Genomic DNA, 17,265 nt, shown 5'->3' on the forward strand with positions numbered 1-17,265 from the left:
TCTTGAAGGCATTCTTGTTCTTAAAGGCATTCTTGTTCGTGAAGGCTTGCTTGAGGGCGGACATTGCCACGTCTGCCGATGCGAGACAAACCTGCGGATGATCGTTTTTCGATATTCAGATCAGGGGATGATGGCAAGCCACGAGCTGGCCGGGCGCGACAGTGCGCAGTTCCGGCATCTCGGCGCTGCATCGCGCGTCCGCGCGCGGACAGCGGGTGCGGAAACGGCAGCCGGATGGCGGCGCGATCGGCGATGGCGGTTCGCCCACCGGCACGGTTTCGGTCGGACGGACATCCGGATCGGGCACCGGAATCGCTTCGATCAAAAGCGCGGTATAGGGATGTGCCGGTTTGGCGAACAGCTGCTCGGACGGACCGACTTCGCAGAGACGGCCGAGATACATCACCGCAACACGGTCGCTGACCGCCTTCACGACCGCCAGATCGTGCGCGATGAACAGCAGCGTCAATCCGTAGCGCGCCTTCATCTCCTCCAGAAGATTGAGGATCTGGGCGCGAATCGACACGTCGAGCGCGGAAACCGGTTCGTCGCAGATGATAAATTCGGGGTTGAGCACCAGCGCCCGCGCGATGCAGATACGCTGGCATTGCCCGCCGGAGAATTCGTGCGGCAGCCGTCCGACCACCAGCGCCGGGTCGAGGCCGACGGCGCTGAGAACTTCGTCCACGAGTTGCTTGCGCTTGGCCGGATCCTTGACGCCTGAAATCACCAGCGGCTCGGCGACGATATCGCCGATTCGGCGTCGCGGATTCAACGAGGCGATCGGATCCTGGAAGATCAGTTGCACGCGCCGGCGCATCAGCCGCAAGGTATCGCCCTGCATCGCCGTGAGGTCCTGGCCGTCGAACAACACCTTCCCGGAAGTCGGCCGGCGCAACTGCAGCACCGCACGGCCGAGCGTCGACTTGCCGCAACCGGATTCGCCGACCAGGCCCAGCGTTTCGCCGCGGGCGATCTGCAGGCTGACGCCGGAGACCGCATGCACGGTCCTGGCGCCGACGGGATATTCGACGACGAGATTGTCGACTTCGAGCAGCGAATCCTGCGGAGTGGTTTGTTGCATCATGCGCCTGAAACCGCGTGGTTCTCGATCGGATGGAAGCAGGCGTATTGATGCTCGGGCGTCTCCGCCTCCGCAAGATCGGGTTTTTCGCTGTGACAGCGGGCGACCGCATAGCGGCAGCGCGGCGAGAACGAGCAACCTTTGAGCGGCCGGGTCGGATCGGGCGGCCGCCCCGAGATCGCCGGCAGCGGCGTATGGGGCGCGGCATCGATCCTGGGAAGCGCCGCGAGCAATGCCTCGGTGTAGGGCATCCGCATTTTCTTGAACAATGCGGGCGTAGGCGCACGCTCCACCACCCGCCCCGCATACATCACAGCGACTTCGTCGGTGCGCCCCGCGACGACGCCGAGGTCATGGGTGATCAGGATCATCGCCATGTGGCGCCGGCGCTGCTCCCGCGCCAGCAGGTCGAGAATCTGCGCCTGGATGGTCACGTCGAGCGCGGTGGTCGGCTCGTCGGCGATCAGCAGTTTCGGTTCGCAGGACAGCGCGATCGCGATCGCCACCCGCTGCCGCATGCCGCCGGAGAGCTGATGCGGGTATTGCGTCAGCCGTTGCTCGGGCGCGGGGATACCGACGGCCGCCAGCAATTCGACGCTGCGCTTGGTGGCTGCGGCCTGATCCAGTTCGAGATGCTCCTGCAGCGTTTCGATCAGTTGCGTGCCGATCGTCAGCACCGGATTGAGCGAGGTCATAGGATCCTGGAACACCACCGCCAGCGAGCGGCCGCGCAGTTTGCGCAGCTTCTCGGGCGAGAGCTGCAACAGATCCTGGCCGTCGAACATCACCCGGCCGGTGAGTTTTGCTTTCTTCGGCAGCAATTGCAGGATCGCCCGCGACAGCATGGTCTTGCCGCAACCGGATTCGCCGACGACGCCGAGCGTCCGTCCGGCGCCGACGGTGAGATTGACATGATCCACCGCACGCAGATTGCCGCGCGGCGTCGGCAACTCGACGGCCACATCTTCCACGGAGAGCAGCGGAGCCTCGCTCACAACGCGCCCTGCCTGGGATCGGTGAGCGCCCGCAGCGTGTCGCCGACCAGGTTAAAGGACAGCACGGTCAGGAACATCGCAATGGCCGGCAGGAAAGCCAGCCGTGGCGCCACTTCGAGGCTTTCGCGCCCCTCCCCGATCATGCTGCCCCAGCTCGATATCGGCGGCGGCACGCCCAAGCCGAGGAACGACAAGGCTCCCTCGACCACGATGGTGACGGCGACGCCGAGCAGGAAGAAAGCGAGCAGCGGCAGCAGCACGTTGGGCAGCAATTCGCGCAGCAGGATGCGCGCGTGCGTGGCGCCGAGCGCTTGCGCTGCGATAACGAACTCGCGCCGCGCCAGCGTCAGCGTCGACGCCCGCGCCACCCGCATGAAGGCGGGAACGCCGAGCACGCCGAGGATGCAGGTCAGATTGAAGATCGACTGGCCGAGATAGGCGGTCACCGCGAGCGCCAGGATCAGCGGCGGGAACGCCAGCAACACATCCATGCTGCCGACCACCAGCGACTCGAACCGGCCGCGGAAGTAACCGGCGAGCATGCCGAGCGCACCGCCGATGGTGAGCCCGATGATCGGCGCGCAGAGGCCGACGACCAGCGATATGCGCGCGCCGTAAATCAACCTGGCCAGTTCGTCGCGGCCGAGGCCGTCGGTGCCTAGCCAATGCTCCATCGAAAACGGCGCCCGCCGCTCCAGCATGTCCATGTCGGTCGGGCTCGGCAGCGGCAGCAGATTGGCGAAGATGGCGACCGCAAACATCAGGGTCATCCAGCCGATCGCAAACCAGAACAGCGGCCCCAGCCGGCGCCCGCGCCGGGCCGGCAGTGCCGAGACGTTCTCGTCGAGGCTGAGTTCAAGCGTGGCCATGACGGATCCTGGGATCGAGGACGGCATAGAGCAGGTCGACAATGAAATTCATGACCACGAAACCGGCGGCCACCAGCAGCACCACGCCCTGCAGGATAATGAGGTCGCGGGTGTAGATCGCGCCGACCAGCAGCCGGCCGATCCCCGGCAGCGCGAAGATCGTTTCAACGATCACCGTGCCGCCGATCAACCGGCCGATATTGATCCCGGTAATCGTCACCAGCGTGAGCGAAGACGGTTTGAGTGCATGCACGAACAGGATGCGCGACGCCTTCAGGCCCTTGGCCTTGGCGAGCGCGATATAGTCTTCCTGCAGGGTTGCGATCATGTCCGAGCGCAGCACGCGCATGATGCCCGGCCATTCTGCCAACGCCAATGTCAGCGCCGGCAACACCATGAAGCGCAAATTCGCGGCCGGATCCTCGGCGAAGGGCACGTACCCGGTCGCCGGCAACCAGCGCAGCTCGACCGCGAAGAAATAGATCAGCAGGATCGCCGACAAAAAAGCCGGCAAGGACAGCATCGCGAAGGCACTGCCGGTCATGAAGCGGTCGAACGCGCCGCCGCTGCGGGCCGCGCAGACGATCGCCAGGGGAACGCCGATGGCAAGGCCTATGATCTCGGCCAGGAGCATCAATTCGAACGATACCGGAAACCGTTCGGTCACCGCCTGCAGCACAGTCTGCCCGGTGCGGAACGAGCGTCCGAAATCGCCCTGCAGGATGTTCCCGAGCCAGCCGAAATAGCGGATCCAGATCGGTTGATCGAGCCCCATGTCATGGCGCAGCGCCGCAACCTTCTCCGGCGTCGCCTGATCGCCGAGGATCACGTAAGCGAGATCGCCCGGCAGCAGTGACGCGATGAAGAAGGTCAGCAGCGATACCGCAATCAGGACCGGTATCAGGTACAAAAGCCGGCGCGCGACAAAGAGCAGCATGGAAGGTTATTCCAGCCAGGTTTCGGATACGTCGATCACACCGTGGTAGATCTTCGGCAGGCCCTTCAGCTTCGAATTTGAGATCGCGTAATAGGTGTTCTGGAAGGTCCAGAACCAGATCGCTTCCTTGTTGATGTGGCGGCTGATCGCGCAATAATCCTCGATGCGTTTTGCCTGGTCGGGGCTTGTCCTCGCGTCCTCGAGCAGTTTGTCGAGTTCGGGATTGGAATAATTCGCCAGCGCGACCGGACTGCCGGTGTGGAAGTTGGCGTACATCTGCGGATCGGGATCGGCGAGATCGACAATTCGCCACGGCGTCAGCTGGAACTGACGCATGAAGGCGCGCGGCACGATGGTGGCCTGATCGACCTGCTCGATCTCCATATTGGCGCCGGCCCGCTTCCAGAACTGCTGCAGCACCTGTCCGACATTGCGCCCGCGCGGCGTCGCGGTGACCAGCATCTTGAATTCGACCGGCTTGCCGTAATCCTTGATCAGCGCCTTGGCCTTTTCGAGGTCCTCGGGCAGCGCGCCGTCGTCCTTGCATTTGACCCACGAACCGTCGCCGTAGGGATTGGTGGTCGGCCGCGCCAGACCGTTGGTGATCGCCTGCGACATTTTCTTGCGGTCGATCGCCATCACCAGCGCCTGGCGCACGCGAACATCGTCGAACGGCGGCGTCTTGGTGTTGAAGGCGTAAACCGCCGCACCCGATCCGGCGTAGGTATGCACCTTCATCTTGGGATCTTTTTGCGCGCGCGCGATGTTGTCGGCGTCATATTCATCGTCCCAGACAATGTCGGCCTCGCCGGATTGCAGGCTGGCGAAACGCGATTGTGCGTCCGGCAGCGGCTTCAAGACGATGCGGTCGAGATAGGGATGGCCCTTGTTCCAGTAGTCCGGGTTCTTTTCCAGCACCATGCGGTCGCCGGCCGTCCATGACTTCAGAATGTAGGGACCGGTGCCGACGGGATTGCGGTTGTAGTCGTCGCCTTTGGTTTTCCAGGCTGTCGGCGACTGGACCACGTTGTTGGAGCTTTGAATGGTCAGGATCGCCGGGAAATTCACCGAGGGATCGGTCAGATTGTAGACCACCGTGTATTCGTCGGGTGCCTGCACGTCCTTGATGCCTGCGATGTAGAAGGCGCAGCGGCATTTATTGGCGGGGTCTTTCTGGCGGTCGAAATTGGCTTTGAAGGCTTCGGCATTGAACGGCGTGCCATCGTGGAATTTGACGCCCTGGCGCAGCTTGAAGGTCCAGGTCTTGAAATCATCCGAACTGGTCCAGGACAACGCCAGCTTCGGCACCGGCTTGCCATTGTCGTCGAGCCCGACGAGCGTGTCGAAAATCGCGGCCGCGGCGGTTTCCGCCGAGGTATCGAACACGCCGACTTTCAGGGGATCGAAACCGGGGATATCGAGTTCGAGGCCGACGGTGATGCTGCCGCCGGATTTCTGGGCGCTGGCTGGCGATACGGATATTGCCACACCAAATCCCGCCACAAGAAATATTCGCGCAAGCGCGCTCGAACGGATCGCCGCTTTCATAAAGCTCCCTCCCAAAGTGTCGTTCGTTGTGTCGTCCACCGTGTCGTCCGTCCGGTGTTCCGGATCGTCAATGACATCGGGCGAGATTGTCCGGAAAAGCCGTCGCGAGCAAGGCCGTTCGCAGCCTGCGGATGAAAAGCCGCAGGCTTTAATGTGGTCGCCTTGCGACGCGTGCGGTCAGCCGCGCGCCGCCACCGGTTGCTTGCCGGAAAAAGCCTTGATTTCATCCTCCGACAGTCCGGTCTCCTTGAGCAGGCGAAGCGTGTGTTCGCCGAGCGTCGACATCCGCCGTGCCGCCGACACCTTTGCGCCGGACATCCGGAACGGCAGGTTGAGGACCTTGAAGGTTCCTCCGCCGTCCTCGACTTCGGCCAGCGCGCCGCGATGGGCGATCTGCGGATCGCGCAACGCCTCGGCCACGGTGCGATAGGCCGATGAGGGAACGCCGTCATTATTGAGTGCGACGAGGCATTTTTCCGTCGTCACCGCGCGCGACCACACCTCCACGCCCTCCATCAGGCTTCCCCAATTTTCGCGGCGGTCGGCATATCTGGCAAAGCGCGGATCGTTCACCCATTCCGGATGACCGATCACCTTCATCAGGCTCTGGAAGGTTTTCTCGCTGGCGATCGCGACCATCACATAGCCGTCCGAGGTTTCGATCGGGCCGAACATCGGCCGCTGCGTCGCCTTCACTTCGAATTGCGACCACTGCAATTCGTTCAAGGTCAGGCTCAGCATCGACTCCAGCATCGAGACGTCGATGTGCTGCCCCTTCTGATTGGTCGAGCGCTGGTACAGCGCCGCCGAGATGGCGCCGAATGCATAGACGCCGGTAAGGACGTCGGCATGGTAGATGCCGCAATAGTCCGGCCGGCTCCGTCCGGGCTGATAGGCGAGATGCGCCATCTCGTAGCCCGAGGCGGCGTGAATCACCGGCGCATAGGCCGGCAACTCCGCCGACGGGCCGGTCTGGCCATATCCGGAGATCGAGCAATAGATCAGTTTCGGGTTGAGTTCGTGCAATGAGCCGTAGTCGAGCTTCAACCGCCGCATCACGCCCGGGCGGAAATTCTCGACCAGAACGTCCGCGGTCGCGACCAGCCGGCGAACCGCTTCCAGTCCCTTCGGCGATTTCAGATCCAGCACCAGACTGTTCTTGCCGACATTGAGCTGGCCAAAGGCGGTCGAGCAATTGTTGCGAACCGGCGGCCGGGTCCGCATCGTCTCGCCTTCCTCGGTTTCGATCTTGATGACCTCGGCTCCCATGTCGGCGAGCATCCGGGTACAGTGCGGTCCGGCAATGGTGGTCGAAAAATCGAGGACGCGCAGGCCTGCGAAGCTGCCTGTCAAATTCCTCTCATCAGTACCGGATATGGTCATTCTCTGAAGCTCCCTTGGCCGCACACGGCTCTTGGTTTTCTGGTTCGGCGTGACCCTAATTTGTGCAGCCCCGGCTGGGAAGCGTTTCCCCTGCTCAGGAACGGATGGCCTCTGCAGCGCGTTGTAAGTCCAAATAAAAAATTGGACCCATTCTTGCATCAAGTTGTACAGGGGCGGGCGCGAGGGCGTTACTTGAAGGTATTGTTCGTCACCACTGAGATGGATGATTTCGTCCGGGTCGGCGGCCTGGCTGCAGTGTCCGCAGCCCTGCCCCGGGCACTGCGTCCCTGGAGCGACGTCCGGATCATGCTTCCCGGCTACCGGGACGTCGTCGAACAATTCACCCACATTGAAATCGTTGGGCAATGTGCCCCGCTGGCGGAGATGCCGGCCTGTTCGCTGGGACGGGCGTCAACCCGGGACGGCCTGCCAATCTACGTCCTGCTGTGCCCCCAGCTTTACGACCGGCCGGGCAATCCGTACGGCGACGAACAGGGGCGCGACTGGCCGGATAACGACGTCCGTTTCGCCCGGTTTGCGTCGGCGGCGGCAGAGCTTGCGCTGGGCACGCTGGACAAGAATTGGGCAGCCGACCTGGTCCACGCCAACGACTGGCAGGCCGCGCTGGCGCCGGCCTACCTGGCTTGGAAGAACGCCAGAATTCCCTCGATCCTGACCATCCACAACCTCGCGTATCAGGGCCTGTTCCCGCGGGAGTCGCTGCGCCGGATCGGAGCACCGGAAAGCTCGTTCCACATCGACGGGCTCGAATTCTACGACAAGATGTCCTTTCTCAAGGGCGGCCTCGTCTACGCCTCGCACCTCACCACCGTCAGCGCGACCTATGCCAAGGAGATCACGACGCCGGAACTTGGCTGCGGCCTGGAAGGCCTGCTGCGCCGGCGCTCGGAGGCGTCGGAGCTGACCGGCATCCTGAATGGCATCGACGAAAGCTGGGATCCCCGCGCCTGCGCGCAACTGGCCCAGCAATTTGCCCCCGGCGATTGGGAGGGCAAGCAGGCGAATGCAGACTACGTCCGCAAGCAGTTTGGCCTGGCGCTGTCGCGCGGTCCGATCTTCGGCCTGGTCGCCCGTCTGGTTCACCAAAAGGGCATCGACCTTGTCTTGTCCGCCGCCGACGAGATCATCGAGGCCGGCGGACAGATTGTCGTCACCGGCAGCGGCGAGCCTGCGATCGAACAGGCTTTGGTCGACGCCCATCGGCGCCGGCCGGACGCGATCGGCGTCGTCATCGGCTTCAACGACGGACAGGCGCGGCGAATTTTCGCCGGCAGCGATTTTACGCTGATGCCGTCGCGGTTCGAACCCTGCGGGCTCAGCCAGATGTATGCGCAGCGGTTTGGATCGCTGCCGATCGGTCACCAGACTGGCGGACTGGCCGAAACCATCAAGGACGGCGAAACCGGATTCCTGTTCTCGCAGCCGTCGGCGGAATCCTTTCTCGGCGGCGTCCGCCGCGCCTTCGACGCCTTCAAGGCAAAAGACCGCCTCGACTCGATGCGGCGCAGCGCGATGGCGCGGTCGTTCAGCTGGGATCTTTCGGCGGCCTGCTACAACGCGCTCTATCGGAAGGCGTTGTCGCTGTAACGCCGCAAGCGAAAATCGGTCCGGTCGTTGCCAGCCTACAGTTTCAGGCCGGCGTCCGCCGCGTCTCCGGCATGAACAGCCAGATCATCGCAAGGCCCAGCGCAGCGACGGCCGCCAGCCCGGTGAAGGCCATGGCGCTGCCGAACCTGTCGCTGGCATAGCCGGCCAGTACGGTACTCAGCGATGCGCCGATGCCGGTCGCGGTTCCGACGACGCCCTGCGCCAGATTGAAGTGGCCGCTTCCGAATGCGACATCCGCCACGATCAGCGGCACCATGACGCTGAGCACGGCCGCGGTGATGCCGTCAAACACCTGCACCAGCACCAAGAAATAGGGATCGCTCACGGTCGCAAACAGCAGGCCGCGGATCGCCAGCGCGGCGAAGGCCAGCAGCAGCAGCGGCCGCCTTCCCCAGATCTGCGCCTTGCGTCCGACCGACGGCGAGGTCAGCGCCACGATCGCCTGTGGCACGATGATGCAAGCCGCGATCAGCACCGGCGCCCATTGGCTCGATCGGGTCGTCACCACGCCCGCCATCAGCGGCAGCATCGCGGCGTTCGCCAGTTGAAACAGCAACACGCTTCCGGCGAAAATCAGCAGCGGACGCTGCCGCAGCAACTGGAATACGCTGGTGGCCGCGACATCAGGCGCCTCGCGCGCCAAGGCCCCGTGGCACTGCGCCACGTCGATCTCTTTGCCGCGAATTCGCGCCAGCGACAGCAGCGTCGGAATCGCCAGAACGAAGGTGACGAGAAATACCGATCGGCTCGACAACAGGTAGCCGCACACCCCCATCAGGGCGGCTGCGGAACCGTTGCCCAGCGATGCATAACGGGCGTTTCGCCCGAGCCGCTCCCCGATCGCCAGCGGTCCGACCAGACCGAGGCTGATCGCGGCGATCGCCGGACCGAGCACGCAACTCGCCAGCGCATGGAGCGTAGCCGCGGCCGTCACGACCGGGAAAATCGGCCAAACCGCATAGGCCAGCGCGCTAAACCCGATCGCCGCCACCGCAAGACCGGCCACCAGCCGCTCGGAACGGGCGGCGTCGACGATGGCCCCGCCCGGGATCTGTCCAAGCAAGCCGACGATACCACCGATCGAAAGCACGAAGCCGATCTCGACCTGCGTCCACTTTTGCGTGGTCAGATAGACCGCGACGAAAGGTCCGAAGCCGGTCTGCACGTCGGCCAGAAAAAAGATGAACCAGTCGAGGCCGCGCTGGCTCGCGCGCGACGGCGCGGGGCGCGGGTCGGGCGGCAGGCCGGGGACCAGCGGCACGACTTCGCTGCCGACGACCGATCGTTTGCGTCGATCGTCGTCCATCCGGTCAAGCGAAGAGGAAAGACCCGCCAGATTATTCTCCACTAATGTTCAAAATCCCAGGGGTGCAAGCGACCGGCCGCGCCAAGCACAATGACCGGCGTGTCTTCCTTGTATTCGGGCGCCGCGTTGACCTGCTCCTTGGTCAATTCGAGCGTGATGCTGTCGCTCTTGCTGGCAACACCGCCGAAACGCAGTGCGTTCCAGTCGACGACGATTTTCCGGCTGCCGACGCCGAGGAAGCCGCCGAAATCGATGACCGCGGCGCGCACCGTGCCCTCGCGGTCCACGATCACGTCCACGATACGTCCCATGTTCTCGTTCGCCGCGCTGCGAACCTCGCGGCCGAGGATGCCGTGCGCATCGCGCGCGCCGATCACGGTGACGGAGGGCGGAGGCGCGGGCTGTTTTGCCACATCCTGCGGCTCCTGCTTTGCTTGTGGCGTCGCGGTTTCGTCAGCAGCCTTGGCGGCGACGAACGCCGTCAGCCCGACGGCCAGGGAAATGATAAGAATGCCCGCGCGCATGTGGCCTCCTGAAGTTCCAAGCAAGCGACGGGCGGTGCACCCGTCAGTGGGTCAGTATGATCGACACCTGAATTTCGCCACGCGTTCGCAGCACTTCGAGCGATACTTCCTCGCCGTGACGACGGACCCGCAGGTCGACGCTCGAGCCGCCAAGCTGCAGGTCGCACAATGTCACTTCATTGAGGAACTCAGGCAGGCGCGGGTTGCGGAGCCGGATCTCGCCACGCGCGGCATCGAACTCCAGACCGAGCGCCGCCTCAAGCAGGCTAAAGGGCGTCGCACTCGCCCAGGCCTGCGGAGCACAAGCCACCGGATAGAGCACCGGTCCGCGCCGCCGTTCGCGCTGAAACCCGCAGAACAATTCGGGTAGCCGCCGTAGATCCATATAGCTGGCGGCATCGAACAGGCCCTTGAACAGATGCGCCACCGAATGCGTCAGGCCGTAGCGCGCGAAGCCGAGCGCAATAAGTGCGTTATCGTGCGGCCAGATCGATCCATCGTGATATGACATCGGATTGTACCGGGCTTCGCCGCGCGCCACGGTGCGGATGCCCCATCCCGAAAAGAACTTCTGGCTCATCAGATCGGCCGCGACGCGTCGGGCGCGCTCCGGCTTGACGATGCCGGTGAAGAGGAGTTGTCCGGCATTGGAGGTCCGGACCTTGCACGGCTGCTTGGCGCCATCGAGCGCCAGCGCATAGGTGCCGAGTTCCTCGCACCAGAAGGCGTCTTCGAAACGTTCGGCAAGCGACAATGCTTCGGTTTCGAGCCGGGTTGCGAGATCGATCTTTCCGAGGCGGCGGGCGCAACGTGCCGCCAGCCGCTTCCCGGCGAATACGTATCCCTGGACCTCCGCCAGGGCGATATAGCCTTCGGCGAGCCGTCCATCGGCGTGGAAAATGGCGTCGAAGGAATCCTTCCAGCCCTGATTGGCAAGCCCCTGCTCCGTGGCGCGCCGATATTCGACGAAGCCGTCACGATCGGGGTCGCCGGGGCCGTCGATCCACTGCAGGGCCGCCTCGATCGCGGGCCACAATTCGACGAGCGTTTGTTCATCTGCGGTGCGTTCGACATAGAGACCGGCCAGCAGGACGAACAGCGGCGTCGAATCGACGCTGCCATAATATTGCGCGAACGGCACCTCGCGCAGTGCCGCCATCTCGCCGCCGCGCATCTCGTGCAGGATCTTGCCGGGCTCGGCATCGGCGAGCGGATCGGTCGCCTTTGCCTGGAAGAAAGCAAGCCGCCGCAGCACGCCCTGCGCGATGCGCGGATCGACCCACAGCATCTGCAACGCCGTGATCAGTCCGTCGCGGCCGAACGTGGTCGAATACCAGGGAATGCCGGCATAGGGGTATCTGCCCTGCGGCGTCTCCGTCATCAGCATGTTGAGATCGGCCATCGCCCGGCACAACACCTCGTTGAAGATGCTGTTCGAGGTCTCGATACAGGCCGCCCCTTTCGTCGACTTCCGCATCTCGCGGCGATGCGCCAGCAGGCCACGGAAGAACGGCGCAGGCTTCTGCATGATCGGCTTGTTGCAGGACACTGCGATGAACAGCGACGTCACCTGCCCAGGAGCCAGCTCGAAATGGTAGTTCGCCGAGTTGATCGCAAGCCGCGTCGGCTTCGGATCGAAATGCAGCGCCGTGATGCGCGGTTGATCGTCGAGCCCTTTATACTCAAACACGACATCGGTCGGACCGAGCACCTTGCTCGAACCGACGCCCCTGCGCTCGCGCCGCTCGCCGCGCACCTCGAACAGATCGGCGAAGTCGTTGTCGAACAACAGCGTCAGGTCGAAGCTCGCCGGCAGGTCGCCGTGATTTTGCAGCCCGATCCGCTGATAAAATGAACCGCGCCACAGAAAGATCGAACGCACGATGTGCAGCGTATCCTTCTGCAACGCCAGCCGGCCGTTGCGGTAGACGTCCGAATTGGTGAGATCGACGGTCAGCGCCGAATTGTCGTCCCGCAAGTTGGAGCCCAGCAGCAACGGCTGCATATCGTCCAGCACCATTTCCAGCCGGGCGAGATAGCGCGTGTCGGCGTTGAATAGCCCGTCGGGTCCGCCGGCGGACGCGCCGATGTCGCCATGGCTGTCCAGCACGATGAAGGTGTCGTCATGCTTGAGCGAGCGGCGCGGCCTTGCCGCCGGCCCCGTCATCGGAATGTAGAACGGCGATTCCGATATCTGCTCGATCGTTCGGACTGTCAGTTGCGTAACTTCGGCCATGTGAACCTCAGGCGATTTGGCTGGCGTTGCGATGGACGCACCCGGACGCAAACACTAAGGACACAGATCAGGCCGCATGGGTTGCGAGGCGGCCCATCTCCCGTGCGACCAATTCGCGGTAAGGGCCCTTTCCCTTCACCAGAACATCCGGCGGCCCGTCGTCGATGATCCGGCCGTTCTGCAGCATCACCACACGATCGAAATTGCGCAGCGTGGCCAGACGATGCGCAATGGCGATGACGGTGCGTCCGCGCATCAGCCGGGACAGCGCTTCGCGGATGGCCTCCTCGGATTCGCTGTCGAGCGCCGCGGTGGCTTCGTCCAGCAACAGGATCGGCGCGTCCTTCAGGAAGGCGCGCGCGATCGCAATGCGCTGGCGCTGCCCGCCCGAGACCTTGATACCGCGATCGCCCACCATGGTCGCCATACCCTCAGGCAGGTCCTCGATGAAGTCGCAGCGTGCCGCGATCGCGGCGCGCAGCACCTCGTCATCGGTCGCACTCGGCCGTCCATAGCGAATATTATCGAGGATCGAGCGATGGAACAGCGAGATATCCTGCGGCACGACCGAAATCGCTTCACGCAGGCTTTGCTGCGTCACCCGCGAAATGTCCTGGCCATCGATGGCAATCCTGCCTTGCTGGACGTCGTAGAAACGTTGCAGCAGCGTAAACAGGCTGGATTTTCCGCCGCCGGATTGACCGACCAGCCCGACCCGTTGGCCGGGCTGAATGCGCAGGCTGAACTTGTCGAACACCTGCAGCCCGCCCGGATAACCGAACGAGACGTTGCTGAAGGCGACCGCCGCGCCGCTTTTGACCAGAGGCTCGGCCTCGGGGTGATCCTTCAATTCATGCGGCTGCAGCAAGGTCGCGATCGCCTCGGTGAGACGGGCAACATGCTGGGTAACGTCGACCAGCGCCACCGCGAGGTCGCGCGTTGCGCTCAAAATGGAAATGCCGAGCGTGCAGACCAGCACGACATCGCCGGTGGTAGCAAGACCCTGCTGCCAGAGATTGACCGCCCAGGCCAGCATGCCGATGGTGAGCACCACGGTCACCGCGGCGTGAGCCAGACGCAATTTCTCGAGATAGCGGAGGCTGCGCCCACGCGCGTCGAGTTCCCGATCGACGGTGGCATCGAACCGGTCGTGCTCGTAACGGAGGCCGCAAAACGCGCGCACCAGCGGCATGTTGTTGATGACGTCAACCATCTCGCCATCGACCGCGGCGGCCTTGTTGGCAAAGTCGTCATGTAACGGCTTGCCCGCCGCAGCCAGGTGGAACATGGCCAACACCATCATTGCCGCGATCACAATCATGCCGAGCGACATCGGCACGCTGACGGTTCCAATCAGCGCGATCGCCGCGATAGTCGCGATGCACGGCGGCAACACATTCCAGACAAACATGTTCTCGACCGTAAACACTGCATTCGATGTGGCGGTAATGCGGCTGGTCAGCATGCCCGGCAGCCGGTCCAGGAAATAGCTCGGGGCGTGGCCGGTCAGATGGCGGAATATGTCGCGCCGGAGGTCACCGGTGACGCGGACGAAGGTGAAACTCGCGGTCCAGCTTGCGATCCGCCACAGAAAATTATCGGCAGCGATCAGCGACATGAGGAAAACGAATGCCAGCCATACACTGCCCGCGTGGGAGCGGCCGGCCGACAGGCTGTCGACGAGATTCTTGACGCCATATTGCGTGCCCACCGAGCAGGCAACCGCGGCAGCGACAGCGGACAGGATGACCACATGTGAGGCCAGACGGTTTCGCAGATAGCGCAACACGAAGGCTAAGGGGCGATGTGCATATCCTGAGAGATGATCCATGACGTCTGCGTACCTGTTGACGGTGAACGAGAATTTTTTACGAGATCTCGCGCACGGTTACGTGAAGAGTAACTGCCCCGGATTCGGAACACGCGGCCACGACTGCGCAACAATCATGCAGCACTACGGCAAGTGAAGATCTGTTCGCCTCGCATGGCATCGGCAAGACCAGACTGTGAAAGAAGGAAGGTAGTCACGCTGATTAAGGGGAACTTCGCAGATGCGAGAACGTTCCCGATTAGGCATGCCGGTGCCAGCTATGGGCTGCGGGCTTTTTCATCCATGATCACAGACAGGAGACGGAAAGATGCGCATCGCGCAGGTTGCCCCGTTGACGGAGGCTGTTCCCCCCAAACTGTACGGCGGGACCGAACGGGTCGTGCACTGGTTGACCGAGGAACTGGTAGCGTTGGGACACGACGTCACGCTTTTTGCGAGCGGCGATTCCCAGACCACAGCGAAGCTTGACGCCACCTGGCCGAAGGCGCTGCGCCTCGACGGCGCGGTGCGCGATCCGAATGCGCTGCATATGGTGATGCTCGAGCGTGTCAGGCAGAAATGCGACAATGAAGAGTTCGACTTTCTGCATTTTCACCTCGACTACTATCCATTCTCGCTGTTCTACCGGCAGCCGACGCCGTTCCTGACCACGCTGCACGGCAGGCTCGACCTGCCGGAACATCAGCCGGTGTTCAGCACCTTTTCCAAAGTTCCGGTGATCTCGATTTCCGATGCGCAAAGGCGGCCGGTGCCGCAGGCCAATTGGGTGCGGACCATCCATCATGGGCTGCCCGAAAACCTGCTGACCCCGCAGCCCGTGAAGCCGTCATACCTCGCGGTGCTCGGCCGGATCGCGCCGGAAAAAGGCGTCGATCGCGCCATCAAGATTGCAACCCGCTGCGGGATCCCGCTGAAGATCGCGGCCAAGGTCGATCGCGCCGACCAGGAATATTACGACGAACTGATCTGTCCGCTGATCAAGGCCAATCCGCTGGTCGAATATATCGGCGAGATCAGCGACAAGGAGAAACCGGAGTTCCTCTCTGGGGCCATCGGCCTGTTGCTGCCGATCGACTGGCCGGAACCTTTCGGCCTGGTCATGATCGAGGCCATGGCGTGCGGCACGCCGGTGCTGGCCTTCAACCGCGGCTCGGTGCCTGAGATCATCGAGCCTGGCGTCACCGGCTTCATCGTGGAAGACGAGACCAGCGCCGTCGCCGTGGCAGACCGCCTTGCGGGACTCGACCGGGTAGCAATTCGAAAGCGGTTCGAAACCCGCTTCACCGCCCGTCGCATGGCGCTGGACTACCTCGCCGCCTATCGCAGCCTGACCGAAGCCGCGCAGCCGCGCATCAAACTCGTCAGCAGCGCCGAATAGTTGGAAATCGCCGGTCCGCTTCCGTCGAAGCGGGCTGGCTGCCTGCCAAATTGTCAATAATATCACGCGGATCAACCGTGTATCGATGATGCGGCCGACACAGCCTGCAGCCGCAGATCGCCCCGCCACATGTTGCGGCGCACCCCCGTCGCGAGAGTTGTGTGTCGCGAACCGTACCGATATCCGCTTTGAAATTGCCGGATTACATGCTCTTATAATCCCAAGGCTAACAGCCACAAAAGCGATCGGGCAGAAAATCTGTACCACCGTCGCACGGGGAGAAACAGCATGAGCAGGAATCGCAAGAGTTCTGTCATTAATAATGCTGATCAAGACCAGCCGCGTTCGAAGCGGCAAAGCCGACGTCAGTTCCTGGTCAAGACCGGTGGCATCCTTGCCGCCGGTGCTTTCGGCGCGGTTCCGTTGCGCGGCTGGGCGGCCGACCCCGTCAATATCGGCGCGCTTTACCCGACCACCGGCGGCATGGCGCAGATCGGCGTCGGCTGCGTCGCCGCTGCCAAGCTCGCGGTCGAGATGGTCAACGAGGCCGGCGGCATCAAATCGCTCGGCGGCGCCAAGCTCAATCTGATCGTGTCCGACGTGCAGAGCGACACCACCGTGACGCGCACCGAAACCGACCGGCTGATCACCGGCAACAAGCTGTCGGCGGTCCATGGCTGTTTTGCCAGCGCGCTCACGCTGATCGCCAGCGAAGTCTGCGAGCGCGCCAAGATGCCGATCATCACCGGCTCGAGCTCCGATCAGCTCAACAAGGGACGCACCTACACCTTCACGCCGTTTGCCCGTGCTTCGCAATTTGCGAAAGCGCAGCTACAGATGGCGAGACTCGTCGGCGACAAGCCGAAGGTCGCGGTGATCTTCGAGAATACCGCGTTCGGCACCTCGACCTCGAACGGCCTGAAGGAACTGGCGCCCGCCGAAGGCGTCGAGATCGTGATGTTCGAGCCCTATTCGGCAGGATTCACCGACGCCTCGCCGCTGATCAACAAGGTCAAGTCCTCCGGCGCCAACGCCCTGTTCTCGGTCTCCTACCTGAACGACCTGATCCTGATCGTACGAACGGTCAAACAGGTCGGTCTCAATGTCGCCATCAACGGCGGTTCGGGCGGCTTCGTCATTCCCGACTTCTACAAGAACGTCGGCAAGCTCGCGGAAGGTCTCCAGGGCGTAGCGCACTGGAACCATGACATGAGCGACGAAGCGCAGAAGGTGAATGCCGAATACAAGAAGCGCACCGGCGAATTCCTGTTCGAATATGCCGGCGGCCTGGTGTCGCAGACCTTCATGCTGGCGGATGCACTGGAGCGCGCCGGCTCCGCCGATCCGCAGAAAGTTCGCGACGCTCTCGCAACGCTCGACGTGTCGAAGGGCTACGCTGCGATGGCGCCGGGCGGCAAGGTCAAGTTCGGGCCGGACGGCAAAAACATCTACGGCCATCCGGTCGGGGTGCAGTGGCAAAACGGCGATCTCGCGAGCGTCTTCCCCGATGAAGACAAACGCGCGCCGCTGATGAAAACCTGACGC

At 63.1% G+C, this 17,265-nt stretch carries 13 protein-coding genes; 3 read left to right on the forward strand and 10 right to left on the reverse strand.

Features of this window, described 5'->3' with window-relative positions:
- Nucleotides 1–115: 115 nt before the first annotated feature.
- From BLR13_RS06805 to BLR13_RS06830, 6 genes are all read right to left on the reverse strand, one after another.
- On the reverse strand, nucleotides 116–1,087 hold the full coding sequence (locus BLR13_RS06805; RefSeq protein WP_074826128.1) for an ABC transporter ATP-binding protein: 972 nt from the start codon (nucleotides 1,085–1,087) through the stop codon (nucleotides 116–118).
- Nucleotides 1,084–2,079 (reverse strand): ABC transporter ATP-binding protein, encoded by a 996-nt coding sequence (locus BLR13_RS06810; protein WP_074826125.1) that lies wholly within the window; start codon nucleotides 2,077–2,079, stop codon nucleotides 1,084–1,086. Before BLR13_RS06810 ends, BLR13_RS06805 begins: the two co-directional genes overlap by 4 nt.
- Nucleotides 2,076–2,948: an ABC transporter permease gene (locus BLR13_RS06815; RefSeq protein ID WP_074826121.1), complete on the reverse strand. Its 873-nt coding sequence runs from the start codon at nucleotides 2,946–2,948 to the stop codon at nucleotides 2,076–2,078. Before BLR13_RS06815 ends, BLR13_RS06810 begins: the two co-directional genes overlap by 4 nt.
- Nucleotides 2,935–3,885 (reverse strand): ABC transporter permease, encoded by a 951-nt coding sequence (locus BLR13_RS06820; RefSeq protein WP_074826118.1) that lies wholly within the window; start codon nucleotides 3,883–3,885, stop codon nucleotides 2,935–2,937. Before BLR13_RS06820 ends, BLR13_RS06815 begins: the two co-directional genes overlap by 14 nt.
- Before the next feature lie 6 nt (nucleotides 3,886–3,891).
- A complete protein-coding gene (locus tag BLR13_RS06825) occupies nucleotides 3,892–5,433 on the reverse strand; it encodes an ABC transporter substrate-binding protein (protein WP_074826115.1) in 1,542 nt (513 codons plus the stop codon).
- Nucleotides 5,434–5,610: 177 nt separating this feature from the next.
- Nucleotides 5,611–6,816 (reverse strand): CaiB/BaiF CoA transferase family protein, encoded by a 1,206-nt coding sequence (locus BLR13_RS06830; RefSeq protein ID WP_074826112.1) that lies wholly within the window; start codon nucleotides 6,814–6,816, stop codon nucleotides 5,611–5,613.
- A 192-nt stretch (nucleotides 6,817–7,008) separates the two neighbouring features.
- Here BLR13_RS06830 and glgA point away from each other — a divergent pair, with 192 nt between their 5' ends.
- Nucleotides 7,009–8,424 (forward strand): glycogen synthase GlgA, encoded by a 1,416-nt coding sequence (gene glgA / locus BLR13_RS06835; RefSeq protein WP_074826109.1) that lies wholly within the window; start codon nucleotides 7,009–7,011, stop codon nucleotides 8,422–8,424.
- Between the two features lie 43 nt (nucleotides 8,425–8,467).
- Here glgA and BLR13_RS06840 read toward each other — a convergent pair whose 3' ends face one another.
- The 4 genes from BLR13_RS06840 to BLR13_RS06855 form a co-directional block, all read right to left on the reverse strand.
- Nucleotides 8,468–9,751 carry an MFS transporter gene (locus tag BLR13_RS06840; RefSeq protein ID WP_083387635.1) on the reverse strand — a complete coding sequence of 428 codons (1,284 nt, stop codon included), beginning with the start codon at nucleotides 9,749–9,751 and terminating at the stop codon, nucleotides 8,468–8,470.
- A 41-nt stretch (nucleotides 9,752–9,792) separates the two neighbouring features.
- A complete protein-coding gene (locus BLR13_RS06845) occupies nucleotides 9,793–10,275 on the reverse strand; it encodes a PRC-barrel domain-containing protein (RefSeq protein ID WP_074826104.1) in 483 nt (160 codons plus the stop codon).
- Between the two features lie 43 nt (nucleotides 10,276–10,318).
- A complete protein-coding gene (locus BLR13_RS06850; RefSeq protein ID WP_074826101.1) occupies nucleotides 10,319–12,511 on the reverse strand; it encodes an amylo-alpha-1,6-glucosidase in 2,193 nt (730 codons plus the stop codon).
- Between the two features lie 67 nt (nucleotides 12,512–12,578).
- Complete coding sequence (locus tag BLR13_RS06855) at nucleotides 12,579–14,342, reverse strand: ABC transporter ATP-binding protein (RefSeq protein ID WP_074826098.1); 1,764 nt, start codon at nucleotides 14,340–14,342, stop codon at nucleotides 12,579–12,581.
- A 307-nt stretch (nucleotides 14,343–14,649) separates the two neighbouring features.
- Between BLR13_RS06855 and BLR13_RS06860 the strand changes: the two genes are divergently transcribed.
- Nucleotides 14,650–15,720 (forward strand): glycosyltransferase family 4 protein, encoded by a 1,071-nt coding sequence (locus BLR13_RS06860; RefSeq protein WP_074826094.1) that lies wholly within the window; start codon nucleotides 14,650–14,652, stop codon nucleotides 15,718–15,720.
- Nucleotides 15,721–16,008: 288 nt separating this feature from the next.
- Nucleotides 16,009–17,262, forward strand: coding sequence for an ABC transporter substrate-binding protein (locus tag BLR13_RS06865; protein ID WP_074826092.1), 1,254 nt, complete (start codon nucleotides 16,009–16,011; stop codon nucleotides 17,260–17,262).
- Nucleotides 17,263–17,265: the final 3 nt, after the last annotated feature.

Origin of the sequence: Bradyrhizobium ottawaense (assembly GCF_900099825.1) — a bacterium.
Lineage (GTDB): Bacteria > Pseudomonadota > Alphaproteobacteria > Rhizobiales > Xanthobacteraceae > Bradyrhizobium > Bradyrhizobium ottawaense_A.

Coding starts and splice junctions, on each gene's coding strand:
- BLR13_RS06805 (WP_074826128.1), bottom strand. CDS start 1,087: ATGATGCAACAAACCACTCCGCAGGATTCGCTGCTCGAAGTCGACAAT.
- BLR13_RS06815 (WP_074826121.1), bottom strand. CDS start 2,948: ATGGCCACGCTTGAACTCAGCCTCGACGAGAACGTCTCGGCACTGCCG.
- BLR13_RS06820 (WP_074826118.1), bottom strand. CDS start 3,885: ATGCTGCTCTTTGTCGCGCGCCGGCTTTTGTACCTGATACCGGTCCTG.
- BLR13_RS06825 (WP_074826115.1), bottom strand. CDS start 5,433: ATGAAAGCGGCGATCCGTTCGAGCGCGCTTGCGCGAATATTTCTTGTG.
- BLR13_RS06830 (WP_074826112.1), bottom strand. CDS start 6,816: ATGACCATATCCGGTACTGATGAGAGGAATTTGACAGGCAGCTTCGCA.
- BLR13_RS06840 (WP_083387635.1), bottom strand. CDS start 9,751: ATGGACGACGATCGACGCAAACGATCGGTCGTCGGCAGCGAAGTCGTG.
- BLR13_RS06845 (WP_074826104.1), bottom strand. CDS start 10,275: ATGCGCGCGGGCATTCTTATCATTTCCCTGGCCGTCGGGCTGACGGCG.
- BLR13_RS06850 (WP_074826101.1), bottom strand. CDS start 12,511: ATGGCCGAAGTTACGCAACTGACAGTCCGAACGATCGAGCAGATATCG.
- BLR13_RS06855 (WP_074826098.1), bottom strand. CDS start 14,342: ATGGATCATCTCTCAGGATATGCACATCGCCCCTTAGCCTTCGTGTTG.
- BLR13_RS06860 (WP_074826094.1), top strand. CDS start 14,650: ATGCGCATCGCGCAGGTTGCCCCGTTGACGGAGGCTGTTCCCCCCAAA.
- BLR13_RS06865 (WP_074826092.1), top strand. CDS start 16,009: ATGAGCAGGAATCGCAAGAGTTCTGTCATTAATAATGCTGATCAAGAC.